The organism is Leptospira mtsangambouensis (assembly GCF_004770475.1).
In the GTDB taxonomy this organism is placed as follows: domain Bacteria; phylum Spirochaetota; class Leptospiria; order Leptospirales; family Leptospiraceae; genus Leptospira_A; species Leptospira_A mtsangambouensis.
In genome coordinates this window covers 12,691-38,450 of record NZ_RQHK01000008.1, presented here as the reverse complement: position 1 = coordinate 38,450, position 25,760 = coordinate 12,691, and the positions used below count along the sequence as shown (strand labels likewise).

26 protein-coding genes are annotated in these 25,760 nt (G+C 37.7%); 13 read left to right on the top strand and 13 right to left on the bottom strand.

From position 1 onward, the window contains the following. The first annotated feature begins 66 nt into the window (after window positions 1–66). Window positions 67–864 carry a TrmH family RNA methyltransferase gene (locus EHR01_RS10320; protein WP_135694712.1) on the top strand — a complete coding sequence of 266 codons (798 nt, stop codon included), beginning with the start codon at window positions 67–69 and terminating at the stop codon, window positions 862–864. Here the strand turns inward: EHR01_RS10320 and EHR01_RS10315 are convergent. The 4 genes from EHR01_RS10315 to EHR01_RS10300 are packed head-to-tail and all read right to left on the bottom strand — an operon-like array spanning window position 861 to window position 6,091. Further along, entirely contained in the window at window positions 861–1,904 is a 1,044-nt protein-coding gene (locus EHR01_RS10315; protein WP_135694711.1) for a serine/threonine protein kinase, read from the bottom strand. The two genes, EHR01_RS10320 and EHR01_RS10315, sit on opposite strands and share 4 nt — an antisense overlap. A 9-nt stretch (window positions 1,905–1,913) precedes the next feature. Beyond that, window positions 1,914–2,810 (bottom strand): diguanylate cyclase DgcR, encoded by an 897-nt coding sequence (dgcR, locus tag EHR01_RS10310; RefSeq protein WP_135694710.1) that lies wholly within the window; start codon window positions 2,808–2,810, stop codon window positions 1,914–1,916. A gap of 12 nt (window positions 2,811–2,822) precedes the next feature. Then, the gene (locus EHR01_RS10305) at window positions 2,823–4,616 is read right to left on the bottom strand and encodes a hypothetical protein (protein ID WP_135694709.1); all 1,794 of its coding nucleotides are present in this window, start codon (window positions 4,614–4,616) and stop codon (window positions 2,823–2,825) included. Further along, window positions 4,613–6,091, bottom strand: coding sequence for a hypothetical protein (locus tag EHR01_RS10300; RefSeq protein ID WP_135694708.1), 1,479 nt, complete (start codon window positions 6,089–6,091; stop codon window positions 4,613–4,615). Before EHR01_RS10300 ends, EHR01_RS10305 begins: the two co-directional genes overlap by 4 nt. Window positions 6,092–6,233: 142 nt before the next feature. Here EHR01_RS10300 and EHR01_RS10295 point away from each other — a divergent pair, with 142 nt between their 5' ends. Genes EHR01_RS10295 through mdoH form a run of 3 tightly spaced genes read left to right on the top strand, consistent with a single transcriptional unit; the run spans window position 6,234 to window position 10,259 of the window. Continuing rightward, a complete protein-coding gene (locus EHR01_RS10295) occupies window positions 6,234–7,808 on the top strand; it encodes an OpgD/OpgG family glucan biosynthesis protein (RefSeq protein WP_135694707.1) in 1,575 nt (524 codons plus the stop codon). Continuing rightward, window positions 7,792–8,181 carry a hypothetical protein gene (locus tag EHR01_RS10290; RefSeq protein WP_135694706.1) on the top strand — a complete coding sequence of 130 codons (390 nt, stop codon included), beginning with the start codon at window positions 7,792–7,794 and terminating at the stop codon, window positions 8,179–8,181. Before EHR01_RS10295 ends, EHR01_RS10290 begins: the two co-directional genes overlap by 17 nt. Next, window positions 8,178–10,259, top strand: a complete 2,082-nt coding sequence (gene mdoH, locus EHR01_RS10285) for a glucans biosynthesis glucosyltransferase MdoH (RefSeq protein ID WP_135694705.1) — start codon at window positions 8,178–8,180, stop codon at window positions 10,257–10,259. The genes EHR01_RS10290 and mdoH overlap by 4 nt, the downstream gene beginning before the upstream one ends. On the opposite strand, the gene EHR01_RS10280 is transcribed toward mdoH, so the two are convergent. Continuing rightward, complete coding sequence (locus EHR01_RS10280) at window positions 10,198–11,124, bottom strand: YheT family hydrolase (protein WP_244310065.1); 927 nt, start codon at window positions 11,122–11,124, stop codon at window positions 10,198–10,200. The genes mdoH and EHR01_RS10280 overlap by 62 nt on opposite strands. Window positions 11,125–11,277: 153 nt before the next feature. Here EHR01_RS10280 and EHR01_RS10275 point away from each other — a divergent pair, with 153 nt between their 5' ends. Next, window positions 11,278–11,724, top strand: a complete 447-nt coding sequence (locus EHR01_RS10275) for a hypothetical protein (protein ID WP_135694703.1) — start codon at window positions 11,278–11,280, stop codon at window positions 11,722–11,724. Between the two features lie 29 nt (window positions 11,725–11,753). Here EHR01_RS10275 and EHR01_RS10270 read toward each other — a convergent pair whose 3' ends face one another. Continuing rightward, entirely contained in the window at window positions 11,754–12,335 is a 582-nt protein-coding gene (locus tag EHR01_RS10270; protein WP_135694702.1) for a helix-turn-helix domain-containing protein, read from the bottom strand. 710 nt (window positions 12,336–13,045) lie between these two features. On the opposite strand from EHR01_RS10270, the gene EHR01_RS10265 reads away from it, so the two are divergent. The 4 genes from EHR01_RS10265 (at window position 13,046) to EHR01_RS10245 (ending at window position 16,057) form a co-directional block, all read left to right on the top strand. After that, window positions 13,046–13,777 (top strand): ParA family protein, encoded by a 732-nt coding sequence (locus tag EHR01_RS10265; RefSeq protein WP_135694701.1) that lies wholly within the window; start codon window positions 13,046–13,048, stop codon window positions 13,775–13,777. A gap of 27 nt (window positions 13,778–13,804) precedes the next feature. Then, window positions 13,805–14,683 (top strand): ParB/RepB/Spo0J family partition protein, encoded by an 879-nt coding sequence (locus EHR01_RS10260; RefSeq protein ID WP_135694700.1) that lies wholly within the window; start codon window positions 13,805–13,807, stop codon window positions 14,681–14,683. Between the two features lie 529 nt (window positions 14,684–15,212). Next, window positions 15,213–15,845, top strand: a complete 633-nt coding sequence (locus EHR01_RS10250) for a helix-turn-helix domain-containing protein (protein WP_135694699.1) — start codon at window positions 15,213–15,215, stop codon at window positions 15,843–15,845. A 23-nt stretch (window positions 15,846–15,868) separates the two neighbouring features. Continuing rightward, on the top strand, window positions 15,869–16,057 hold the full coding sequence (locus EHR01_RS10245) for a hypothetical protein (RefSeq protein WP_135694698.1): 189 nt from the start codon (window positions 15,869–15,871) through the stop codon (window positions 16,055–16,057). A gap of 11 nt (window positions 16,058–16,068) precedes the next feature. Here EHR01_RS10245 and EHR01_RS10240 read toward each other — a convergent pair whose 3' ends face one another. Then, window positions 16,069–16,656, bottom strand: coding sequence for a TetR/AcrR family transcriptional regulator (locus EHR01_RS10240; RefSeq protein WP_135694697.1), 588 nt, complete (start codon window positions 16,654–16,656; stop codon window positions 16,069–16,071). Between the two features lie 93 nt (window positions 16,657–16,749). Here EHR01_RS10240 and EHR01_RS10235 point away from each other — a divergent pair, with 93 nt between their 5' ends. Next, a complete protein-coding gene (locus EHR01_RS10235; RefSeq protein WP_135694696.1) occupies window positions 16,750–17,220 on the top strand; it encodes a PaaI family thioesterase in 471 nt (156 codons plus the stop codon). Here the strand turns inward: EHR01_RS10235 and EHR01_RS10230 are convergent, their stop codons facing one another. Continuing rightward, window positions 17,221–17,826 (bottom strand): TetR/AcrR family transcriptional regulator, encoded by a 606-nt coding sequence (locus EHR01_RS10230; RefSeq protein ID WP_135694734.1) that lies wholly within the window; start codon window positions 17,824–17,826, stop codon window positions 17,221–17,223. A 116-nt stretch (window positions 17,827–17,942) separates the two neighbouring features. On the opposite strand from EHR01_RS10230, the gene ppnP reads away from it, so the two are divergent. Beyond that, on the top strand, window positions 17,943–18,254 hold the full coding sequence (gene ppnP / locus EHR01_RS10225; RefSeq protein WP_035984072.1) for a pyrimidine/purine nucleoside phosphorylase: 312 nt from the start codon (window positions 17,943–17,945) through the stop codon (window positions 18,252–18,254). Here the strand turns inward: ppnP and EHR01_RS10220 are convergent. Further along, the gene (locus tag EHR01_RS10220) at window positions 18,245–18,424 is read right to left on the bottom strand and encodes a YegP family protein (protein ID WP_004788220.1); all 180 of its coding nucleotides are present in this window, start codon (window positions 18,422–18,424) and stop codon (window positions 18,245–18,247) included. The genes ppnP and EHR01_RS10220 overlap by 10 nt on opposite strands. Window positions 18,425–18,558: 134 nt before the next feature. On the opposite strand from EHR01_RS10220, the gene EHR01_RS10215 reads away from it, so the two are divergent. Continuing rightward, a complete protein-coding gene (locus EHR01_RS10215; RefSeq protein WP_135694695.1) occupies window positions 18,559–20,430 on the top strand; it encodes a 7TM diverse intracellular signaling domain-containing protein in 1,872 nt (623 codons plus the stop codon). 137 nt (window positions 20,431–20,567) lie between these two features. Continuing rightward, window positions 20,568–22,046, top strand: coding sequence for an MASE3 domain-containing protein (locus EHR01_RS10210; RefSeq protein WP_244310063.1), 1,479 nt, complete (start codon window positions 20,568–20,570; stop codon window positions 22,044–22,046). On the opposite strand, the gene EHR01_RS10205 is transcribed toward EHR01_RS10210, so the two are convergent. From EHR01_RS10205 to EHR01_RS10190, 4 genes are read right to left on the bottom strand one after another with little or no spacing between them, the layout of a single operon-like run. Then, window positions 22,026–23,081, bottom strand: a complete 1,056-nt coding sequence (locus tag EHR01_RS10205; RefSeq protein ID WP_135694693.1) for a hemin-degrading factor — start codon at window positions 23,079–23,081, stop codon at window positions 22,026–22,028. The genes EHR01_RS10210 and EHR01_RS10205 overlap by 21 nt on opposite strands. Continuing rightward, window positions 23,078–23,857 carry a heme ABC transporter ATP-binding protein gene (locus tag EHR01_RS10200; protein WP_135694692.1) on the bottom strand — a complete coding sequence of 260 codons (780 nt, stop codon included), beginning with the start codon at window positions 23,855–23,857 and terminating at the stop codon, window positions 23,078–23,080. Before EHR01_RS10200 ends, EHR01_RS10205 begins: the two co-directional genes overlap by 4 nt. After that, window positions 23,854–24,840 (bottom strand): FecCD family ABC transporter permease, encoded by a 987-nt coding sequence (locus EHR01_RS10195; protein WP_135694691.1) that lies wholly within the window; start codon window positions 24,838–24,840, stop codon window positions 23,854–23,856. Before EHR01_RS10195 ends, EHR01_RS10200 begins: the two co-directional genes overlap by 4 nt. After that, window positions 24,837–25,688, bottom strand: a complete 852-nt coding sequence (locus EHR01_RS10190; protein WP_135694690.1) for a heme/hemin ABC transporter substrate-binding protein — start codon at window positions 25,686–25,688, stop codon at window positions 24,837–24,839. The genes EHR01_RS10195 and EHR01_RS10190 overlap by 4 nt, the downstream gene beginning before the upstream one ends. Between the last annotated feature and the right edge of the window lie 72 nt (window positions 25,689–25,760).

Genomic DNA, 25,760 nt, shown 5'->3' with positions numbered 1-25,760 from the left:
CAAACCCACAAGCCCGCCTCCACCACCCTATTCAGGGCGGGGGCTTCCCCAGGCTAATGAGACATAATGCAATACATCCAATCCCCCCAAGACCCCAGACTCGCGGCATACCAACTCCTCAAAGCCAAGGAAGAACCTTCCGATAAATTCATCGCTGACCATGAAAAAACGGCAGTCCGCCTCTTAAATTCCTCTCTTACTGTGGAATCTGTTTTTTGTATGCCCAAATACTGGGAAAAACATAAAGATTTAATCCTATCCAGGTTGCCAGATGTAAACAGCTGTTTTATTGCCAACAAACAAGTGTTTGAAGATACAATTGGATTTTCCGTACACCAAGGGTTTATGGCTGTTGGTTTTCAAAAATGGACAGAATTGTCCGAAGCAACTGCACCAATGTTATTTGTTAACTCGATCGTCGATAGTGAAAACATTGGCTCAATTTTACGGTCCGCAGCTGCATTTGGTATCAAAACCGTTCTCTTTGACAATAAATCCGCATCACCATATCTACGAAGAAGTGTCAGAGTGTCCATGGGATCCCTTTTCCAGATCCAATTAGTTCGTATACAAAATTCAACCGAAACACTAACTTCTTTCAAAAAATCAGGACACACAATATTATCTCTTAGCCTTCCTAGAGAAGGGAAAGATTTATTATCAAAAACTAAATCAATCTATGAGATAGGAAAACAAACAAAATTTGTATTGGTACTTGGTAACGAAGCAGATGGAATCGATTCAAACATTCTGAATCTTTCAGACAAATTAATATATATTCCGATGAAAAATCATATCGATTCTTTAAATGTATCTCATGCTTTCGCAGTTGCATTATCGCATCTGGTTGGTGAGTCTTCTTAATTTTCCCAATCCCAAAAAAAATCTTTGTTTGTCATCTCTGGTTCTATATCATTTTGATTTGAAACTTCAATCGACTGTTCTTCTAAATCCTTTTTAGCTGACTCCAAATCCAAAGTTTCTTTTAACCAATATTCTTCAGTACCAAAATGAGGGAATAAAGATGGAAACGAAGGATCTTCCCACCGTTTCGCAATCCATGCTGCATAATGAATGTATCTAATGATTCGTAATGGCTCCACCAACTGTAACCAGTTTTCATCAAACTCTGCAAACATTGTGTAACCTTGTAAAAAGCCGAATACATCCTTCTTTCGATCCGATTCACCTAACGGAAGCAACATCCAAAAGTCTTGCACTATGGGTCCCACCAAAAAATCATCAAAATCCAAAAGACTATATCCTTCAGATGAAACAAGTAGATTCCCTTTATGGCAATCTCCATGAATTCTTTGAAAAGGAATTTGATATTCTTTCACTAAAGATTCAAAAATTTCAAATGATCTAAGAGCCGTTACCCGATACCTATCTTCCAAAGTTTTGTTCGGGATGAGCCCCTTTTCTAAAATAAAGTTTAATGATTTTAACCCATAAGAAGGGATGTCAAGTGTGGGCCTATGAATCGACCCAAGTTTTTTCCCTAACGCATGGACTCGACCGAGAAGTGCACCCACTCTTTCTAAGTCACCTCCGGAAATTTCTTCCACGATCCGACCATTCCGTAGTGGCCAAATGGCAAAATAAATCCCTGACCATTCAAATAAAGTTTTACCCTCTAAAGTGATTGGAGTTAATACCGGAATTTCTTCTAAGGAAAGTTCTAATAAAAAGCGATGTTCTTCTAAAATTTCATCGTAAGTCCATTTACCTGGTCGATAAAACTTTGCTACAATTCTTCCTGCATTGGATGTTTCAATATCATAAACACGATTTTCTACACTATTTAAGGGATAAAATCTACCTGTTGTTTCATATCCCAATGACTCCATAGCACTCAGTATGGAATCAGGCGTTAGTTGGTAAAAAGAATGGTTAATGTTCAATTTGATAATTTAATTGATGATTCTGTTCCGACCTGAGGACTTTGCTTCATATAATAATTTATCAGCTGTTCTAAGAATTTCGATTGGATTTTCGACTTCAGAAATATCTCCTCCAGCAACACCTCCACTGAAAGAAACTTTAAATTTCTGACCAACCTCTGATTCCAATTCAATGTTAGAAACTTTTTCTCTTATCTTATCCAAAACACGCGCCGCATCTGATACGCCAGTTTCAGGAAAAACGATGACAAACTCTTCCCCACCAAATCTGGAAATAATATCTGACTTTCGCAAACAAGACTTCAACTCTGAAGCAATTTTCTTTAGAACAATATCACCAGTCTCATGCCCATAAGTATCATTTACCTTTTTAAAAAAATCGATATCAATCATAGCCAATGATAAGTTATGTTTATGCCTTTTACATCGTTGAAACTCTTGCTCTATCCTTTCTTCCATATAACGTCGGTTATACAAACCGGTCATTACATCACGGATAGCAGTTTCTCTAAGTTGATCATGTAAAGATTTCATCCGAAGAGCGCTAAAGATTCTCGCCAAAAGCTCAATCTCTTTTGCTGGTTTCGTGATATAATCGGTAGCACCTGCTTCAATGGCAAGTTTTAGGTTTTCAGGTTCAGTATGGCCTGTAACCATAATGATAGGAAGCCAACCCACTGGAGAAGAAGAGAAAATTTCAGAAATCAACTCAATACCGGAACCGTCCGGTAATTCCCAATCCAAAAGAACCACATCAATTTGATCCTGACTAATGATCGCTCTTGCATCAGAAAGAGAGACCGCTTCAATAGGAACATAACCATGGTTAGAAATCCATCGATTGAGAAGTTTTCGTTGTAATTCCGAATCTTCTATGATGAGAATTTTTTTTCCTTCTTTCTCCATATTCCTAGGGTTTTATTTTTTCTTTTTTTTACCTAGTATTTTTTCAACTTCACCCTCTTCTAAAGGAACTTTTACTACAGTTCCCCCTTCTTTTCGGATTTGATCCATATCAACAACGGCTCCAGTCAGTAATCCTGCGGCTTTTTTCGAGCCATCCTTCACACCATAGACCACCCACTTCCCACCTTCAAGGGATAACACTAAATACGTACAATCCGCAACTGCCAACACAGAATGTGCGGACATATGCGAAACAAATTCATAACTGAGTACAACTCCTGAACCAATCACAATGCCGCTGGGAACACCAACTGCTTTTGTTAACTGGTAGACTCCGTAAGTTGTCCCGGTTCCAAAAGCTGCCGTGGTGCCTACAACTCCCACAGCTCCCGCCGCAACTTTCGTGGAGGTATAAGTCACTGCTTGTGCCGTTGCCGAAGCGCCTGTAAATGTTGCCCCTGTAACGGTACCGGAAACAGCAAGTCCACCACCAAGAACTGTCTGTGCTGTTGTGACTCCTACAAGACTCATGGGCGCTAAAATATATTTCCCCGATGATTCTGTCACAACGGCAGCTGTTTTAACAGAATAAGCAGATGTTTTTCTCGCTACGGCAGAAGTGACTTTTGCCCCTTTCTCCATAGACTGAACCGATTCTTTCAAAACGACTTCCGTACTATTCAATAAGGCACCTAACGCAAGTTCCACACTTGGTGCAGTGATATAAACAACACCTTTTCCTGCCAAAGTAAATGTTTCTACCAAACAATAGAGACTTGAACCTGCCGCAGTTGTAATGTATGCAGATGGATAAATGATTCCATTCCAAGTAACATAACCAACAGATAGAATTGTTATTTTCCCAATTGGTTTGATAACACTATCATAAAACAAAGCTTTCACTGTTCGTGAAAAAAACTTAAGAAGGGCCAAAGGAACACCTTCACCATCTGCAATCGATTCGATATCTGCCTTAGCTCGACCAAGTTCTTGCGAAGTATCCTTTCCATAAGAAAAAATAGTTTCTTTCCAAGTCCCAAAAATTTTTTCCGATACGGAAGATCGATAATCATCAATTTCAGCGAATCTCCGTTTCCAAGTTCCTGATTTAAAATCATCATAAGATTCATTGTATGAAGATTTTAATGCATCATCTAAATCCACATAGCCATACACCGTGGATTCATATACCTTCTGGAATTTTTCTTTGTATTCGTTGAACCTTTTTTTAGTTGATGGAGAATTGTCTTTTTCTTCTTTCTGATTCAATTGCATATTCGCCCAATCATCCCATTCTTTACGGGTGGCGATTGAGTTTTTAATCACCGCTTGGTGAGATTCAATGCCTCGTTCCCAAGATGTACCAATCAACCCATATGATTCAGCCACAGAACTGTACATAATAAATAACCCAGGTTTGGTGGCATTTTCATTCAGATACTGAATGGCTGCTTCTCCACCTGAGTTCAACTTACCCGCGGCTGACCAACTCATTTTGGTTCCATCTTTGACAATCACAACAGACTCTCGTGCTTTCAAAACGGACTTTGAAAATTCTTCTCCTGCGAACCCAAACCTTTGGTCCATAACATAGATTGTAGACTCATGAAAGGGAGGAATGAACTTGATACTTGTCCCTTTTACCGGAAGTGCCCCTTGGTAATAAAGAGACTTATGCCCCTCGAGTGCTAACTTTTTTGTATTCTTTAGTGGGTCCTCGGTCTTTTTATCAGAACCAGAACACTGAAAGAGTAAAATAAATAGAGTGAAAGGTAATAAAATAAATTGGTATGGTTTTGATTTCATTTTTCTTCAGACACCTTTGTTTTTGCGCGTTTTTTTTGTTCTTCGATCTCAGCGTCCAATACTTTCTTTATGATCTTTGGATCATCCGTTAATATCTTTACTTTCCCCGTTTTTTTAGCTTCTTCTAAATTAATCACCGATCCAGTGGGAGCATCTTCAAAAGGGGAATAATTTCCTTTTATTGTAGCGATCACAACACGAGGACCGTCATACATAATTAAAATTGGCCCATCCACAGCCGTAAGTAACAATTGAGATGGTAAAACGGTCATCGCAGCGTATCCTAATACCATCCCGGAACTCATCGCATACATACCTGCCTCAGCTGTACCTTTCGAAAGATCGTATAACATTCCTGTAGCGAAGGCTGTTGTATCTATGGTTGCACCACCCACAACACCAATGGCTCCTCCAGTCGTTGTGGCAGCAACAGAAGTTACTTGGTTGAATGCAGCAAGCGTTGTCCCACCTGTATAAGTCGGTATTGTAGAAGATGCAGATAGGATCCCGATAGAACTAAAAAGACCAGCTTCCAATGTAGGTGAAAGTACCCGATAACCCGTTTGCGTTGAATAATAAAGTACCACTCCCGTTGAAATCAAAGCATTGGATGAAAAATTCATAGTTTGCGAAAGGGGAACATACACTCCATTGACAACAAGAATCTCTCCTGTATTTTTACCAGTTTTCGCAATAGGCGCGATCATTACTTCTTTTAGTGCCACAGAATATCCTTGGAAAATATCTACGAGAGCCAAAAGAGCATTTCCTCGTTCACCTGATGCTTCATAATTTTTTGTAAACTCATCTGAAGCTTTTGAAAAAGAATCACTCCATGCAGAAATGATATTTTGAGAATTTTGTTTCAGAGTGGCACTAAACAGTTCGTTTAATTTCTTTGAAGAAGAATCTCGTTTCAATCCAAGTTCATCTAAAGTAGAATTCAATCGTCTGAAATCCGACTCAGCTCTCGGAACCAAATAAATATAACCTAGAACAAACCGAGATCCCGCTTCTTTAAAACTATCTTTCGAAGTTTTCCATTCCGTTTTGCTCAGTTGCCAAGCTGCATCGTAAATATCTTCTGTTCGACTAGACGAATCATTGATCCCAGAATTCACCCAAGAAGCAACCGATGTCATTGTGTCTCCCAGTTTTCCAGGATAATCAGAGCTTCTTTTTTTCATATGGACAAGGACCATCGCTTTGGCAACGCGAGCACTGATCCCTCCGTTCTCATAAACCAAATCCATACTCTTTTTTCCCGAAGGAATGACAGCCCATCCATTCTCCAATAGATTCTTTCTGGAACCATACGAATTGGCAGTTAAGGGAGCGATCTTTTTGAACGTTTGAGGTTTGTTATTAGTGATCACTGACTCACCGAAAATTTTATCTGTTTTTGAGGAACAAGAACATTGCAGGAATAAGGTGACAACTAACAAAAAGTAATATTTGATAGGAATGGGTTTCATAAGATGAGGGAATTCTATAGAAAGGTTTGAATTATGCAATAGAAAAAAACTTTCCCCTTGCTAAATCCATGTTTAGTGAGACAAAAATGCTACAATAGATTATTTACGTGACCCCATAGATTCAATTATTATCATTACAACTATGAAGAAATTGAACATATATCTTGCACTCATTGCCTTGGTATTGTGTGTCATCATCATCATCCGAAAAAATGATTTAACTCTAAACAAAATTGCCACCTTAATTGCGATATCAACCCCAACCGAAGTATTCGACTTTCAAGCTGCTGATTCAATCGCAAAACAAAAATTAAAGTCCAAATTTTCTCCTACTCCCGAATTTAAAATCCCAGGTTTGGATGGCATCAGTTATGAAGACTATAGACAAATTGAATACAAACCAGATGTAGCCATTTGGAAAAATCTTGCTCTCCCCTACCAACTACACTTTTTCCATCCAGGTCATATCTATAGCAATGGGATTCAAATTTATGAAGTGATCAACGAAAAACCAATAGAAATTCCCTATGATGCCTCTCGATTTAATTTTGGAGACTTACCACTTGCAGAAGATTTTGCAGAGTTAACTAAAAAACTTCATTATACCGGTTTTCGTGTTCATTACCCAATCAATCAAAAAGAAGTTTTGGAAGAGTTTTTAGTTTTCCAAGGAGCTTCCTACTTCCGGGCAATTTCCAAAGGCCAAGTATACGGACTTTCGGGAAGAGGACTAACCATCAACACTGGACCAAAAGATAAAGAGGAATTTCCGATCTTTGAAAGTTTTTATATCAAACGACCGAATAAAACGGATACATCCATTACCATCTATGCGATTATGAATAGCGAATCTGTGGTAGGATCTTATGAGTTTATTGTCAATCCAGGCGAAACGACTACCATTGATGTTCATACAAAAATTTATCTTCGCAAAAAAATCAAACGTCTAGGTTTTGCACCCATTACGTCAATGTATTTGTATGGCGAAGCGGACAATCCTATTTTAGGAAACATCCACCCAGAAGTACACGACTCCGATGGACTTTTAACACAAAACAAAATGGGTGAATGGGAATGGAGGCCTCTGATCAACCCCAAAAAAACCCAACTAACAAGAATACCACTAGATTCACCTTTAGGTTATGGACTCATCCAGAGAGATCGAAAATTCAAAAGTTACCAAGATGAAAAACTCAAATACCATTTAAGGCCTAGTGTTTGGGTGGAACCAAAAGGCGACTGGGGCAAAGGCAGTTTGTATTTATTGGAATTCACGACAAATTTAGATTCCGATGACAATGTCACTACCTTCTGGGAACCTGCTATACCACCTAATTTAAATGAAGGATATGAATTTCGATACACACTTCATTATACGGAAAGATCTCCCAAACAACATACCTTGGGAAAAGCATCTGCCTTTTATAGAGGAGTTGACCCACTCTTTCCAAAAGAAAAAGTTTTTACTCTGTATTTCACTGGAGATCACCTAAAAGCTCTCGATCGAAAAACCGAACTTGAAGTTATCATTGAGAATAATAAAATCACTTCCGATTCTATTCGTTATAAAATAGAAAAAATTTCGGAACTAGACCAATGGCGTTTACAAATCTGGTATCCTGCAACCACTGAAGAATCAGATTGGACCGTTTTTCTCAAAAATCAAAATCAAAGAATTACCGAAACTTGGATGTATCGAGATGGACTTTCCAAATAACAAAGATTATTTGAACGAATTTAGCGAAAGGACTCGCACCTTTTTGATTCTTGGTGGGACCAAAAATGAATTCGAAATTGTTGAAATTCTGAATGATTTTTTCAAATCAAATCACCTAAGTTTTTCTTTCCCATCAGACTGGACACTCTGGCAAAATTACCTAACCACCCACAAAATCCAAGAGGTTCAAAAAATCCCAATTGCTGATCGGTCTTGGCAATTTGGATCCATGATCCCAAATTCTTCTGACTGGAAACGAGATACAAACAAAACAAAACAATCCATTGTTGGATCCTTAAAACCATTGTTCATTATCGCATCCATCTTCCTATGGAGCCTTCTTTACTATATCATCATATTCAGGTTATTATGATCAAAATCCAACGCAGTTTATTTTTCTTAACTTTTATCATTCCTGTCATTTGGGGATTTAGTTTATTCATCGAAATCATTTCCTTTCGAGGAATTGAAATCACAGAATACTATCAATTCATCACCTTAATTTTTCTTTTGCCTATGTTATCTTATGGAGCAAACACAGCCTTTTTTGGATTTTTACTCTCACTTAAAAAAAATGGTGACCCACTACTCAAAACAACAAAAATCCCCGACAAAGAATTGGATTTTTCGGCTATAGAATCAATTCCCGTTGCCATTGTGATGCCAGTTTACGAAGAAAATGAAATTTCGATTTTCTCCAGAATCAAAGTAATTTTTGAATCAACAACCAAAATCCACAAACTTCCCAAGTTAGAATACTTTATCTTAAGTGACACACGAACACCAGAAAAATGGATCAAAGAAGAAGCCGCCTATATAGAGTTATGTGAATCTACAAATAATTTTAAAAACTTTCACTACCGAAGAAGGAAAAGCAACCTAAATGGGAAAAGTGGAAATATTGCCGACTTCTGCAGAAGATGGGGGAAAAAATATAAATACATGATCATCCTTGATGCAGATAGCCTCGTTTCGGGAGAACTCATCATCCAACTAATCGCAAATATGGAAAAAAATCCGAAAGCGGGAATCATCCAATCCAGTACAAAAATTTTTCGCACCACAACTTTATTCCAAAAACTAACCGAATTTTCTTCTTATTTATTTAGCCCTTTTTTCCTAAAAGGAGCAACCTACTGGCAAATCAATGCAACCGGTTATTGGGGACACAATGCCATCCTTAGGGTCAAACCTTTTATGGAACATTGTGCACTCCCTCACCTTCCAGAATACGGAGGAATTGGTGGAAAAATTTTGAGTCATGATACTGTGGAAGCTGCCTTGATGCGGAAAGCAGGATATGACGTTTACTGTGCCTATGAATTAGATGGAAGTTACGAAGAAAGTCCACCTAACATTATCGACGTACTCAAACGAGACCAACGTTGGTGCCAAGGAAATCTCCAACATTTTTGGTTTTTATTTGGTAAAAAAATACCATTTATCAATAGAATTCATATTCTAAACGGAATTTTATCTTATCTCAATTCGCCCATTTGGTTGTGTTATATCTTATTGAGTTTATGGAATTATTTAGAAGACAGCAAATATCTGAATTACTCCATGTTACCTGAAGAATATGAATTTTTTAAATCGCAAATTTATGATCCATTGTATCTAAAACTATTATCCCTATCCTTGGTTTTATTATTTTTACCAAGAGTCCTAAGTTTTTTTAGTCTACCAATCCTTCAAATTTTCAAAAAAATTCCGGCATTTCTCATGGAGACTCTTTTTTCCATTTTGATTGCGCCTATTTATATGGTGTATCATAGTATCTTTGTATTTTCAATTTTACTCAACAAACGAATCACTTGGGGCCCACAAAACAGGGATGCTGACTCAGGATACAACCTTACCTATATACTCTCTTCCTTTTTTGGAGTGACAGTCCTCGGATTAGCCGCTGCTTATATCAGTTATTCACATTCCACAATGTTGTTTGTTTTGACATTTCCTATCTGGGTTGGCTGGATTCTTTCAATTCCTTTGGTTATTTTTACAGGAAAAGAACATAAAACTTTTAATCAATTATTTGAAACAAAGTTTTGGGAAACAAACTTCGGCTTAATCAAAAACCTAGAAAATACCCTTGACTCGCATAAGAACAGTTATCTGGAAGGAAGAGAATTCTTCTTTGCACTTGTCCACCCAGTTTTTTTTCACCAACACAAACAACTACAAGGGAACAAAACTTATCAGTCAAAACTTCCAAAATCTACAGAAGAAGATCTTATTCAGTTATTAAAACAGGGTCCAAATTCCTTAGATAGAAAAAACATCTTACGAATTCTTTCCAACAGAGAGCTACTCGATTCTTTTTATTTAAAATTTTGGACATCGAAAAAAGAAGATTGGGCAGAGTATTGGACTACCATCTGGGAAGAAATCAACCCATCTTTTTTTCCATCAATTTCCAATAATAAGAAGAACGATTTAAATCTTCAATAAATCCGCAATGTCCACCTTTGGATTCAATCACAACTTCTAAATAGGAGGAAGGAGGAATCTCAACGAACTCTTTCCATGGAATCACCGGATCATCCATGGAGGTCAAAATCGTAGTCGGAACACGAACAGACTTAAAAAACAATTCATTCAAAGTATAAGAATCAAAATACTCATCTACAGATGAAAAATGCGAAAACTCTTTCACCATTTTTTCTGTTAGATGCATCACCGACTGATAATCATCCAAGTCATGAAACGAATACAAATGAGGAAATAAATTTGCTTTTTTTTGCAAAGAGACCTTCCAAGATTTCAGAAAGTATTTTCGCAAAAAAGGATGTTCATCCATTTTCACTGTGGCCCGCTTGGGATTTAGAGCGGGACTAAACGCAAAACAATGTTTTAATCCTGGGATTTGTTCTGCCTGTCTCGAAAGAGAGTGCCTACCTGCCATCCTCAAAACAAAATTCCCTCCTAACGAAAATCCAGCCAAATACACTGGCCCCTTAAAACCAGAAGTTTTTACAAGTGCGCAAACACCTTCATAAGACTCCTGCAACAAACTTCCGTTAAATATTCCTTCGTTCAAATGATGAGTATCACCATGATCTCTTAAGTTTAGTCGGTAAACCGAAAACCCTTTTTGTAAAAAATGTCTGGTTGTCCGAACAATATAACTGGAATGAATGCTCCCTTCCCAACCATGTACGAGCACAATTAGACCTTTCGGATTTGGAACCTCATGAATTTTTGCAAGAAGTGTAGTTCCGTCCTTTGCCTTTACAGACTTCCACTCCCCTTTTACTGAATGGCCATACCGTTTGTCTGATTTCGATTTAAAAGAAGCCAGAAATGATTGGATCATAGCTCCGGAAAAAAAAGGTAATGGTTTAAAAAGACTCATAGCGGGATCACCCTACTTTCGCCGAATTAGAATTTTTTACAATAAATTATCCTCGACGGAACCCGCCAAAAGCTGTTCCAATTAAGAAAGCCTCGATAAAACTTAGGATCCAATATGAGATTTATACTTTCTTCTCTTCTTTTGTGTTTCATCGCCTGCCAAAGTTACACGCCACTAAAATCCGAATGGAAAACCGTAGGCGATACAGAAGTGTTTTATGCAGCTGTTTCTGCAAAAGCAAGCCAACAAGCCATTGAATCGGGTAGCCTAGCCATGAGAAGGAGCACTTGCTTGAATGCAACAAATCTCCTCTCCACTTCCCCAAGACTTACCTCCATCCTCTTAGAACAAGAGTCTGTCCAACTAGATGAAGTAGAAACAAAGGACTTAGGTCGCCTTATCTCTGCTCATAAAATCAAACCCAAACAAGACTCGTGCCAATCGGAAAATAGCGGTTATTTTTTCGCAAGTCCCGCATGGGAAAACTGCCAATGCCTCTACACCATCGAGTACCCAGGTGGGAGAAAACAATTCAGACAGGATCTAACACAAATAAAATAACTAAACACACAAGGAAGGCAAACCAATCCTTATCCTGGATTTGCCTTCCAACGTTTCCAATAGACCAACTGCAACCCACTCAGTGCCTCTGGGCCACTCAGATCTGCAAGAGACATCCTTGTCGAAAAAGAAAGTTCCCTTTCGCACCAATTCAGAAACTCTTTCCAATCTGTTTTCCTTACGTTTGCCTCAATTCCTTTATGTACTTTTTTATTTAATTGGTATTTATAAGAAGGCCTCGTATCCTCTGTGGACCCAGACTTGGATGAAACTCCGAATCCCACTTGGACAAACAATCCATCGCCACGTGTCTCTTTTGTTTTCAAATCCGATTCAAGGCCTGTCCGTAAAAAGATTGGTTTTAAAAATCTTTTTCTTCCATCAAATCCGGTTTGTTTCAATAACCCTTTTTTTTTGAGCTCAGATACCAGTCGAGAAATTGTATCTTTTTTCAACCGCAAAACTGTCCCCAAATACTCGTTAGATGCAAAACATCCACCACAAGCATCCAAAGACACAATCTCTGCATATAACTTGGTTTGATTTGGAGTAAGACCCAAATCCTCCATCCACTTGGCGACCCAAACGCCCGTTCTTTTTGATCCATTCATAACGACCCCTGCTATCCAACACAGGCCTTCGGCGTCCAAAATTTTTTTTGGATTCGTTACAGAAGAAAGATAAACCTTCGGCACTGTAACATACGCTTTGGAAGTTTTAACAACGTCCATTTTTGGAATTCATTTGAATTCCAGGTGATGTATATAAGCGGAATAAATTGTGGAAGACCGCTTTGGGATTTAGGGACACCTCCCCTACCCAAGCCTCTATTAACATTCGATTCCGATTTTTGTCAAGTATTAATGTGACATAATCCCAAGCCGAATTTGGTAACAAAAAAGAGGATTTGTTGGAACGGGGTAGGGAACAAAAGAGAGGAGAGAAGTCTCTCTGAACTGCTTCCACACAATTCAGAGAGTTTACATCACCCGGTTAAAGGGGTTACAAACAATCTAACAAGATTACAAAAATAGTACAAGGATTTTTCTATTCCAAAACTCAAAAAAAACCTCCAGCTACTCGGGCGCATCGAATCCCTTCAATTCCAAACAGATAAGAAAAACGACCAGGCTCTTCGCTCCAATCTTTCGTTTCACGAAAGGATTTCCGCTGCGATCCTTTGCGCGTGGCACCCAAGATAAAAATTCAAAATCCCATATCACCACAAAAGAAGAAAGTACGCCGGCGTACTTTCCAAAAATAATCCGTTTTTCGGAATTTTCATTGCACAAAGAAGAAGCTTTCACAATCTAATTTTGCAATGAAGATCATCACAGTTGCCAACATCAAAGGCGGGACTTCAAAATCCACCACAGCCATCCATCTAGCCTTAGCTCTTTCCAAAAGAGGGAAAACTTTAGCAATCGACATGGACCCACAAGCCGACTTATCCGACTTCTTTTTCCCCGAAGAACCAGTTGAGTTTTTCGATTCAGGAAATACCCTTTCTGTTCTAAATGCAGAAACAACTTTGAGCGAATCTGTCAAAGCTTCCAACGATATAGATGTGTTGCCATCCATCATCGAACTTTCGGATTTAAGTTATTTAGCCTCAAAAGACTTTTCCATGATCCCTCGCCTCAAAAATATCTTACTCAAAGCAAAATATGATTACGTAGTAATTGACACCCCCGGATCTGGTTCCTCAGAAAACATTGCGTCTTACTTGCCAGCCTCCGTTATCTTGGTTCCTGTCACACCATCCAAATGGGCAGTACGAACTGTGGCCCAAGTCCTAAAAAAAGTAGATGAAGCGGAAAGATTTGATGAACAATCAAAGAAAAAATCCGTTATGATCCTCCCCTCTCAATGGGGCACTTCTCAAAAACAAATGGATCTACTTGAAAAACTCAACACGATCAAAACATTAAAAATTTTAGAACCTATCCCAAAAAATGACAGTATTCGGGACCGAACCGAAACTGGGAAACCTCTACAAGAAGGAAGCGCTCCTTGGAAAGCTTTCGAAACTTTAGCGGAGAAATTAAAGTAAGGTACGCCGGCGTACCTGGGAAATTTTATGAAAAACAAAGCAAACTATAACCCGGCAGATATACTTTCTAGAGCCACTCAAAGAACATCTTCTTTAAATCCATTCCTAAAAGAAGAGAACACAGAAAATCATAACGCAAGTGATATCCCGATCGACCAGATCTTAACTGAAAACAACCCTAGAAAAACATTTAACGAGTCCACCATCAGGGAACTCGCAGAATCAATTTCTCAATATGGACTTTTACAACCAATCGTGGTTAGAAAAAAAGCAGGGAAATATGAACTCATCAATGGAGAAAGAAGATTTCGCGCCCACAAACTTCTAAAAAGGAAAACCATTTTAGCGATTGTTAAAAACGTAGAACAAATCGATATCTCCAAGTTGCCCGAAATCAAACTAGTAGAGAACTTACAAAGAGAAGATTTGTCAGAATCCGACCTTGCCCTATCTTTACAGGAATTAAAAAGTAGGCATAAAGAAACCAATGAACAATTGGCAAAACGTATCAACAAATCAGCACAATGGGTAAAATCAAAAATTGCTCATGCAGAAATCTTAAAAGAAACAGCGCCAAATTCTTCTGTAGATAAAACCCATCCAATCTTCCAAATACCAACAAGTTTGTTTACAGAAATTGCACCACTTGATGTTCCAAATCGGAAAAGAGCAATCGACTACCTGATCAAAGGGCTAGAAAAAAAAGGTGATTTCCCATCCAGAAACGATTTAAGAGAGTTTGTTCGCCCCCTAAAACCAAATAAACCTAAACCAACAAAAACCAAACTAGGAAACTTAGATCTAAAGGATCTAAAAAGCAAATTGTCCAAAATAAAAGAAAAAATATCTCAACTTCAAAATGAAAAAACCATTTTAGAGGAAACCATTCGCAAATATAAAAAATAAACTTAAAAAAGGTCTGAAACCTCCGTTACGACTTTCCCCTCTTTTTTTTTGCAGTGTGAAGAGAAAAAAACTTGTACTTCTTTTCGAAACAATCAAGATTGTATTTAGATCCTTAACCGGGTTGAACAATAAAGCCCTGGGAAGTGTGGTAGCGACCCGGGGCCATTTCCCCCACCTTTTCCACTTTTCATCCTTCTTCCCCTAATGAGACATGCTCCGAATTATGTCACATTTTTCTCTTGACGAAATTTTTAAATTTGTACATATAGGGAACGTTCGGGTCACACAACCGGACACGGCTCTACCACAACGCCGTTATTGTTCAAACCGGAATTTCTAAAAAAAGTTCCGAAAGGACGTTCGTAAGAACTTCCAAATTTTCTCTTCTCTTGTTGGACCGAAGGTTTGTTTTTTAAAAAAATCAAACTCATTCACGGGAGTAGGGGAGGTATATCCAAAAGGTATATTGGCAAAAGACAACCAAACGCTCGTAGCCGGAGATGTGTTCGTTTGGGAAAAGGAACCTAAAATGAAAACAAATCGAACAGGAATTTGGATTCCCGTTTGGATTGAGAACTTAAACTTATCTCATAGCCAAACAAAATTATATGCTGAGATTGTCTCTTTACATGACAAAGGTGGGTGTTTTGCATCCAATCGTTACTTCGGGGAAGTTCTTGGTCTCAAAATGGACACAGTTTCTAGACTGATTACTTCTTTAAAAAAACTAGGCCTTCTCGAACAAACAGGATTTGACGGAAGAAGACGTTTCTTAAAACCCCGCTTTGCAAAACAAAACCAAACGGGACTAGAATCAAAAGAAGCTTTGGAGAAAAATCCAATGCTAACAAAACAAGAAGAAGATCGACCCGTAAAAAAACACCAAGTCAGGTCCTTAAAAAAATCCAATGCAGGATGGGAAAAAACTGCGTTCCCCTTAGTAAGTACATTAAAGGTACAAAAAGAAGTACAAAAGAAGAGTTCGTGGGAAGAATTTAAAATTTGGAGCGAAAGATCTTTGTCAAAGTCCACCTATTTCCAAATTGCAAGTATTCAATCTCCTGATTTTTTACAAGGGGCATCTCGTTTGATTTGGAAGAATTGGATGGAAAAACAAAAATCCTTACAACACATTCAAATACAATATGGCCCGTCTTTTTAGATTTTACCTTTAAGGAAATACAAATGGAAGTTTATCAACACATCAAAACAGGAAATTTTTATCTCAAGTTAGACGAAGCAAAAAATTGTACAAATGCCAACGACGGACAACAGATGGTATTCTATTGCGAATATGGTAAAGAAAATCCAATGAAATTTGTGAGAGATAAAAAGGAATTTTTAGAGAAGTTTAAGGTGATAGAACTTTCATAAAAACTTAAATTCTAAATCGAGAATCGTAAGATGTCTTCTGCCATTTCCATTTTTGTTTTTTTGAGGTTTTTACTTTCTGTTTCGGGGAAGTCAGTTTCAATACATAAATTGCTATATCCATGTACAAGGGACCAGGCCATTAGGGCAAAACTTCTATGGTTTTCTTTTCTACGTTTCTCTTTCAAATAAAATCGACAACCTCTGACAAGGATGGCATATGATTTTAATTTAGATTGTTTCAGAATTTTAGATTCACTCGTTCTTTTTGTTTGAAACATAAGCCGATAGTAATTTGGATTTTTTACCGCAAATTGAATGTATACCAATCCCAATTTTACAAAATAATCATCAGGATTTCCTGAAGCTTGAGGAACTTTTTTTTGTAAGGAACCAAGTCGATCAAATCCAATCGAAGACAAAATTTCTAAAACTTCTTCTTTGTGTTGAAAATGCCTATAAACAGCTGCATGGGAAACTCCAGAAAGAGTGGCAACCTCCCGGAGAGAAAAGTCAGAAGCTCCCTTCTTTTGTAACAATTTATGGCAGGATTTTATAATAGAATTTTTTAAATCTCCATGGTGATAGGAAGATCGGCGCACAGTCTAATTTTGAAAAATAAGTTACCAGTGGCAACATTTTTATTGAAATATTGCAGAGAAATGTTACTAGTGGTAACATATGGAGGTTGTTTTATGCAAACACTTACAACCGAAGAAACCCAAAAAATTTTAGAAGACATGACTGTTAATTTCAACCATGGCGGAAGAAAAATTACAGTTCCACCGCCGATATTTCTCGCCATGAAAGCGGAAATCCTTTCCTATACAAAAGGAAAAAGTATAACGGTTGCCTTTCCTGTTTCCCTAGACCAAACCAATCCAATGGGAATGATGCAGGGTGGAGTCATCGCAGCAGCTTTTGACAATGCATTTGGACCATTGAGTTATTTAGTGGCAAAACGTCCGACAACAACAATTGATATGAATATTCAATACATTCGCGGAGTTGCAGTGGACCAACGTGTCATTGTAAAAGCATCAGTTGAAGCAAAAGGATTTTCAACCATTCATATGATAGGAGAGATGCGCACAGAAAAAGACAAACTTTTAGCCACGGCAACAACCAATCTGTTGATTCTTAAAATTCCGGGAGGAGGGGAATAGTTAATCTTTGTAGTCGTATCTTTCTAAAACCATTTCAATGATCGTTGGTGTGCATGTAGTGGTATCATTGAAATGTTGGCTCATGATGACGCCATGAAGAAAGGTTTTAATTAGGATCATTTCTTTATCCGGTTCTTTGACTCCATAGGACCGGAAACGTTCTCGCATCGCCTCTTTGAATGGAGCAAAACGTCTTTCCACATTTTCCAACATCTTTTTCGAAAGTGAGACTGATCCAGGTTGGAAAAGACATACAGAAATCAAAACCATGGTTTTTCTTTCTTCTTTTGCAAATTGGATCGAACGATTAAAAAATTCCCTGACATATTCTTTTGCGGAAAGATTAGGGGGGATATTGCTGTAAAATTTTTCCTGTTTTGCGAGGTGGGAATCGATGATTTGTTCAAAAATCTGGTTTTTGCTCTTAAAATAGTTATAAGCAAGACCCTTGGAAATTTTTGCATGGTTTGCGATCATTTCCATGGTGGTTTGAGAGAACCCATGTTTTGCGAACAAAACAATCGCCGAGGCAAGAATCCTTTCTATGGACTTCTCCCTTGCTTGCTGCTTTTTGTTCTCCGATTTTTGAGATGTCTTAATGGGCACTGACTTCACCGTTCTGGTTCTTTCGAATTTCGCAAACACTTTTTAATCCCAATTCGAAGAGAAAGGGGGGTTAGAATTCACTTGGAAGACTCGAGGCCATCCAGTTTTTGGTCTGTATGAGTTCATTTGCATCCGTAACAGTACTAAAACCAGCCAATATCTATTTCAATGGAAACGTTACCAGTCGGACGGTCCTTTTTCCTAATGGGGAAAAGAAAACCTTGGGAATCATGATGCCTGGTGATTATGAATTTGGAACCGACCAAAAAGAAATTATGGAAATCCAATCAGGAAAACTTTCCGTTTTATTACCAGGATCCGAAACATGGCTACAAATCGACGGTCAATCCGTGTTTGAAGTCCCTGCTGGATCCAAGTTTAAATTGAAAATTGAAACTGTAACAGACTATTGTTGCTCTTACGTTTGATCTACAATTTCCGCAGTTGGGGCATTGTTCTTAACAGAATTGATGCCACTTTCGCAAGCTTGTTTTGAAGAATAACCTTCGCTAGATGCGATGATTTCTCCATTGGCAGCTTTCAGGCGGAAGCGGAATTCTCCTGCTTTGTCTTTGTAAATTTCAAATTTTGCTGACATAAACCTTTCTCCTTGATTTGCCAAAACTATCGATTGTTTGGAGATTTTGGCAATACGTTTTCTTTCTGGACTCGATTTTGAATTCCAGCTAGTGTCATCCTTTCAAACACTGTCCTTAGAACCGTTACAGTCCCATGATCCCCGTTTGCAGAATTAAATTATTTCTATTCCTGCTGGTTTTTATTTCCTGCGGTAACAAGTTCCCGGAACGCCCTCCTATCCAATTTACATTCGAATCCAAAACAACAGAACAGATCTTGATGGGGGAGGTTCTTTGGTCCAAGGTTCACGAAATGAAGTATCATTTTGGGTATTGGAAACCATCCGTCTGGGTAAAATTTGATCTGGTGAATCCGGAAGAATCCACGAAGGACTATATCCTCGAATTAGAATCTCCTTGGGTTGATTCCGTTTTATTGGTTTGGAAAGAAAATGGAAAAGTGATTGAGAAACGATTTGATGGTTCTGCTGCTTTTTCTTCAAGAGAACTGCAACACAGAAATCCAACTTACCAATTGGCCTTGGAACCTTTGGAAACGAGAACCATTTATGCTCATATAAAAAACTCAGGGATACTCAATGCACCATTTCGTATTTGGAAGATAAATTCTTTTTTTGATAGGATTGAAAGAGATTATGTTGCAAATGGAATTTATTTTGGGATTATATTTGCACTTCTATTATATAATCTATTAATTTATGTTAGCGTAAGAGAAAGAGCCTATGTTTATTACTGTTTTTATCTGACAACTTTAGGAATTAATTATTCCTTACTAGGCGGTTTTTTTAAACAGTTGTTGGTGCCTGACTTAGGTATATCCATCAAACCTTATCTTTATGTATCCGTGAATGCTTCTTTGACCTTTGTTGGTTTGTTTTCTCTCTCCTTTCTGAACCTAAAAAAGGTCAATCCTTGGTTGGACCGGGTCATACGTTTGAGTGTGCTGGCCTTCGGATTTATGTCGGTCCTTGCATTTTTTCTCCCGCATAATTGGATGGAAGTTTCTTTTATATATACGTTTCCTTATATGTTTTTACTACTTATGTCTGCAGGAGCTTATTCCTATAAAAAAGGAGTAAAGTCGTCTTTGTTTTTTCTTTTGGCATGGTTTACTTTGTTTGTCGGAGTCATTGTTGATTCTTTAACAAAGGCTTCGCTGATTCCGTTTTCTACTTTTGGTAGGTATGGAGTTCAAATTGGGACTGCTTTTGAAGTGATTTTATTCTCTTTAGCTTTGGGTCGTCGCCTACGTTTTTTATTAGAAGAAAATCTTTTGGCAAAAAATGAGCTAACAACGATTAAAAAAGATTTAGAAACAGCAAGAAAAATTCAAATGCGGATCCTTCCTGACCAATTGCCAGAGAATGAAAATCTTTCCGTGGTTGTTTCCTATTCCCCACTTTATGATGTAGGTGGAGATTTTTACGATTTTTTTGAGTTCAATGATGGTTTGGGTTTATTCATTGCAGATGTGACTGGTCATGGTGTAAGTGCAGCTTTGGATTCATCTACTGTCAAAATCGCATTTCGAAACGCCAAAGAATATAACAAGTCTCCCAAAGAATTAATCGGAGCAATGAATCGGTTTTTATGTACAAGCCTTCATGCTCGTTTTGTCAGCGCCGCTTATCTCTATATCGATTATGAAAAAAAGAAATTGAGTTTTAGTTCTGCAGGGAACCCTCCATTTGTAATCATTCGAAATGGAGAAATAGAATCATTCGAATGTCCTGGCCTGTTGCTCGGTGTTCGTCCAAATTATCAATATGAGGAACGAGAAATTAAATTGCAGGAGGGCGATCGAATTTTGGTTTTTACGGACGGATTGTACGAAAATTTAAAACCTGATGAAGAACCTGAGGCTATTTTGTTTCCTGAAATCATACCGATTGTAGGCTATTCTCAAGAGTTGTTTCATCAAAATCTTTTAAATCGCCTTTCTCGGATGAGGCAAGTTTCTAGAGACGACATCACTCTCATTTCTCTCGATATCACTCGAAAATAATGCCTTTATTGACGATACATTTTCTTCCCATTTAAATAATTCTTGCATAAATTGTTATTTTTTGTGCAATTGCCTGCTAACGAATGTCTACATCCGATTTTTATTTCAATACAATAAAGAAGAATCGTTTCTACTTATTGGTTTTATTTTTTTGTTTTTTGCCTTTGGCTCTTGTTGGTACTTTTCCTGAATACTTTTATCGTGAGTTCGAAATTGGGTTTTTTTTAGTATTCCATAATGTTACGGAAATATTTAGCGTTATCGTTTCATTTTCTATTTTTGGTCTAGGTTATTATTCTTATTCTCAAAGTCGTAATGCTCATACTTTGTTTCTCGGAGTTGGATTTCTTGCAGTGGGACTTGTTGATTTTATGCATACCTTAGGTTATAAAGGGATGCCTGATTTTGTGACTCCAAACTCGGGAAACAAATCTTCTCAGTTTTGGATTTTTTCTCGGATGGTTACGGCAATTGTATTGCTTTGTGCCATATACATACAGCCAAATACGAAGTACAAATTAGTAAAGGAAAGGGTTCTTGTCTTATTTGCCTTCTTCATTGTCGGAGTTATTTTTCTTTTGGTTATTTTTTTCAATGAATGGATTCCGGATACTTATGTACAAGGGAAGGGTTTAACTCCATTCAAAAAAAATACAGAGTTTGTTATCATTGGAATTTTATTTCTCTCTCTTCTGCTTTACCGTAGGGCTAGTTTCTATACTTCCAAGAGACAGCTACAGTATTATTTATCTGCGTTCATTGTTTGTATTTTTAGTGAAATGGTTTTTGCTTTTTATACAAGTGTATATGATGTTTATAATGTTGTTGGGCATCTCTATAAAATAGTTGCCTTTTATCTAATATACAAAGCTGTTTTTATTGCAGCAATCAATGATCCTTATGAGAAATTAATAGAAACGAACCAACTCCTTTCTGAGGAAATCGAAGAAAATAAAACGTATTCGGAAATGATTAAAAAATCTTTGCGAGAAAAGGAAAACTTAATCGCAGAAATTTTTCACAGAACGAAAAATTCCATTCAGCTGGTACGTTCGATTTTAATGATCCAAGCTTCTGATTTTCCGGATGATAAGAATATCCAATCTATAGTGGAAGACACTTCGATCAAAATCCAAACCATGTCCTTGGTTCATGATCACTTGTATGCAAATCAGGATTTAAGTGAGATCAAAGTGTCTGCTTATTTAGAGTCATTGGCTGAGATGGTCAAACAAGCCTATCCCCCCGTCGGAACAGATGTTAAAATTAATTTTCAGGTTGTAGAAGGGGCCTTGCTTTTGGACACAGCTGTTCCGCTTGGGCTAATTTTTACAGAGATATTATCCAATAGTTTTAAATATGCATTCCGAAATCAAAAGTTAGGTGAAGTTTTGGTTCGTTTTTCTTTTGAAGGGAATGTTTGTCATTTCGAATATAGAGACAATGGTGTTGGGTTACCAGATGGATTTAATTTAGAAAAACAAAAGAAATTGGGTTTGAGTTTGGCAAAGATTATTGCGGAAAAACAAATGGGAGGAACCTTGAGTATCGATGGTACCCAAGGTTTTCAATTGAAACTTAACTTCCCAAGTGATTTATACAAGAGAAGGGTCTAACTCCTCGGTAGTATGATTTAGATATTCTCGAGTTAGTTGGAACCAGGTTTCTGATTGTGGAATGCCAGGTTTTCTTTTTCCAAACATTTGTAGAATCAAATTGCCTTCATTGCCAAAGACTTCCACTGAAGTGACAAGTCCATCTTTGGTAGGTTTGTCAACAATCCAAACTGATTCTATTTGATCCGTTCTTAAGTGAAGGTTAAATTCAGGATCAAGAACATTGAACCAAGGTCCCATGGGCTCTAGTTTTTGTATTTTACCTGTGTGGATTTGAATCATTCCGGGATTTCCAACAAAAATCATAATGTCCAATTCCAGTTTGCTTGTTTTTTCCATTAGGTTTAGGAAATCATTCGTTAGGATTTGAAAAGCAAATTTCCCATTTGCGGCTTTTAGAGAAAATTCTCTTGAGTAGCTAAATCTGCGGAGTAAAGAAAAAAAATCATGTGTGTCTTCAAGTTGGCTCCAAGCTTTCAGAAACTCGGGTATGTCTTTTGGATCGTTGGTCTCTAGTTTGATGATTGTTTCGGCAGATGGTTTGGTAAAGGTTTGTGTTTCATCTACGAATTGAGTCATTATGAATTTCCAGCCATCGAGTTCTGATTTTTCTGTTTGATAAATTTTATGAACTGCTTCACCTTTCGAGTCAAAAAACTGGAAACTACGCATTAGATTGTTTTCTCTTGGTTCTTCTACATAAAACCCATACTTCCAATCTTTTAAGAAAATTCTTAAATCGATATCTTCTCCTACTGCGAGAGCTGTTTGCCCATTGACGGAAACATTTTTGTAGATTCCTTTTCTTTCATGTACACAAGATTCGTTCCTGGTCAGAGCCATCACATAGCCTAGGTTTGGTGTATTCAGCAAAAAATTTGCCCAATCCGGCTTCATAAGTTTGACTGATGGGCCAAGCTTTGTAGCAAGAAGTTCCGCTTCGCTTACTTTTAAATGTTTGGCGGCATCTCGAATTCTCAGTTTGGGCATTTCTTTGGTAAGATTTTCCCATTCTTGTTTTAAGTTTTCATTCATATTGCTTCTCCTATGATTTCTGGAATGATAAAATTTCCTTCTGGTGATGTTAAGATCCTTGCTTTCATGCCAAATGCTGTTTCTAAATTTTCTAAAGTAAGAACCTCATTGGGTTTGCCAGACTTTATGATTGTTCCTTTGTGAAGTAAGGTGATGGTATCTGCATAAAGAGCTGCTAAATTCAAATCGTGTAGAATCATGAAGATCGCATAACCTTGATTTGCCATGTGGCGACAGACGTTTAAGGTTTTATATTGATTGGGAATGTCTAAAGCGGAAACAGGTTCATCAAGAAAAATATACCGAGGAGGTGTTTCCCAGACCTGTGCTAAGATTCTTCCAAAGTTGATTTTTTGTCGTTCGCCACCAGACAGAGTAGAGTAGTTTTGTTCTTTTTTGTCCAAGGAATTTGTGATCTTTAAACAAGTTTGAACAATTTCTTTGTCTCTTTTTGTGTTTTTTTCATGAGGGTGTCGTCCAAGTTCGATGACTTCTTCTGAGGTAATGGGAAAAGTAATTGCCGTTTCTTGGGTAAGGACTGCTCTTTTTTTTGCCAGCTCACTTTTGGGATAATTTTTTAAATCGATTCCATCCAAATAAACATTCCCGTTTTTTAGGACTAGGTCACCACATAACGCATGGAAGAGGGTTGATTTCCCAGCACCATTTCTTCCAATAAGAACATGTAGTTCTCCCGGTTTGATTTCTAATTCAATTTTAGAGAGAATTTGTTTGGAACCAATCTGATAGTCTAAGTCAATTGCTTCAATTGTCATACATGGGGCATCCTTTTGCGAATCAGACTAAGGAAAAATGGAGATCCGAGGAGGGCGGTAGCGATCCCGACAGGAATTTCGGAAGGAGCGATGATGACTCTACAAATTCCATCTGCAAAACATAACAATCCACCACCTAATAGATACGAGGTGACAAGTAAGTATCGATAATCCTGGCCTATTGCGAGTCGGACTATATGCGGAACAGCGAGGCCAACAAACCCGATGTTTCCTACTAGTGAAATGCAGGCTCCTGTGCTCACCCCTACAAAAAGAATTGCGATTGTTTTTAGCAGTTCAGTAGATACTCCAAGGTGACTTGCTTCCCTTTCGCCTAATATGAAGACGTTTAACTGGTTTGCTATGAATGGACTGACAAAGATTGGGAAAATTAAGAAAATGGAAAAAGATTTTAAGTTGGGCCAAGAACCTCCACCAAGACTTCCCATATTCCAAAGTGATAGGTTTCTTAGTTGGGATTCATTTGCGATGTAACTTAAAATTCCGATGGCAGAATAACAAATCGCATTTACTGCGATACCTGACAAAAGTAAGGAAAAAATATCGGTTCTTCCTTTTGATTTTGCAAAAAAGAAAATTAAAAAAGAAGAAAGAATCCCGCCGATAAAAGAAAATAAAACCACGCTCCATATAGAATGTAAAAATGGAATAGATGCTCCAAGGACAATTGCGATCGCAGCAAACAAAGAACATCCAGCTGTGATTCCAATGAGGCCAGGATCTATGATTGGGTTTCGAAAGAGCCCTTGTGCTAAAGAACCAGACCAAGCCAAGGACCCTCCGACCATCAGACCAAGTAGGATCCGCGGAATTCTTAGTTCAAAAAAAACTCTTGATTCTAAACTTTCTTTTTGAAATAGATTCTCCCAGCTGATACTCATTGCTCCAAGTAATGAAGATGAAATAGCTGAAAGAATTGTAAAAATGGCACAACCAAGGATGAAGATAAATTTTTTCTTCATTCCATTTGTTTCCATTTCTCATTTAATGTTTTTAATGTTAAAGGTAACCTTGGCCCAAAACCTAATAAAAGGAGGTCGTCTACAACTATGAGGTTCTTTTCTTTTCCCGCTCTTGTAAATTCCATTCCGCTAATTTCCCAAATTGCTTTTTCTCCTCCAAAACCTAGAGCTGATTTTTCTGGCATAAGAATGATGTCTGGATTTGCTTTTGCAAGAGCTTCACTAGTGAGAGGTTTGTATTCGGAAAATTCATGGATAACATTTGTTGCACCAGAAAGATGAATCATTGCGTCCGCAGCAGTTCCTGTCCCTGAAATAAAAATAGAACTCGGATTTCTTGAATAAATAAAGAGAACCTTTGCTTTTGTTTTATTAATTTTTAGTTTCTGAATTTGGTCTTTAATGTTTTTGGCTAAAACGTCTGCTTCTTTTTCTTTTCCAAAAAGTTTTCCAATTTCTAATACACGTTTGGCTGGAGTTTCCAAAGTAAATTCATCAGGGAAAAGATGAAGAGGGATACCTGCATCTTTTAAATTTTGGATTGTTGTTGGAGGGCCTGCTGATTCCAATCCGATGATTTGAGTTGGTTTTAAGTTTAAAATTCCTTCTGTAGTTAAAGTCCGTTGGTATCCGACACTGGGAAGGGAAGTGGCTTGTTTAGGAAAGTAGGAGGTAGTGTCAACGGCAACCAACTGACTTTCTAATTTCAGTGCGTAAAGAATTTCAGTCACTGTCCCGTTGACAGAGATGATACGACTGTTTGTCTCTGCAAACAGAGATAAAGTGAAAAGGGAGAGGGACAACAAGACAAGAGATCCCTTCGTGATGGCTGTTTGGAATTGATTCATGGGCCCAGGATTGGAGGGAAGAGCCATCTGTCAACCATAAACGATAATGAGTCTCAATATAAGAATTGACAA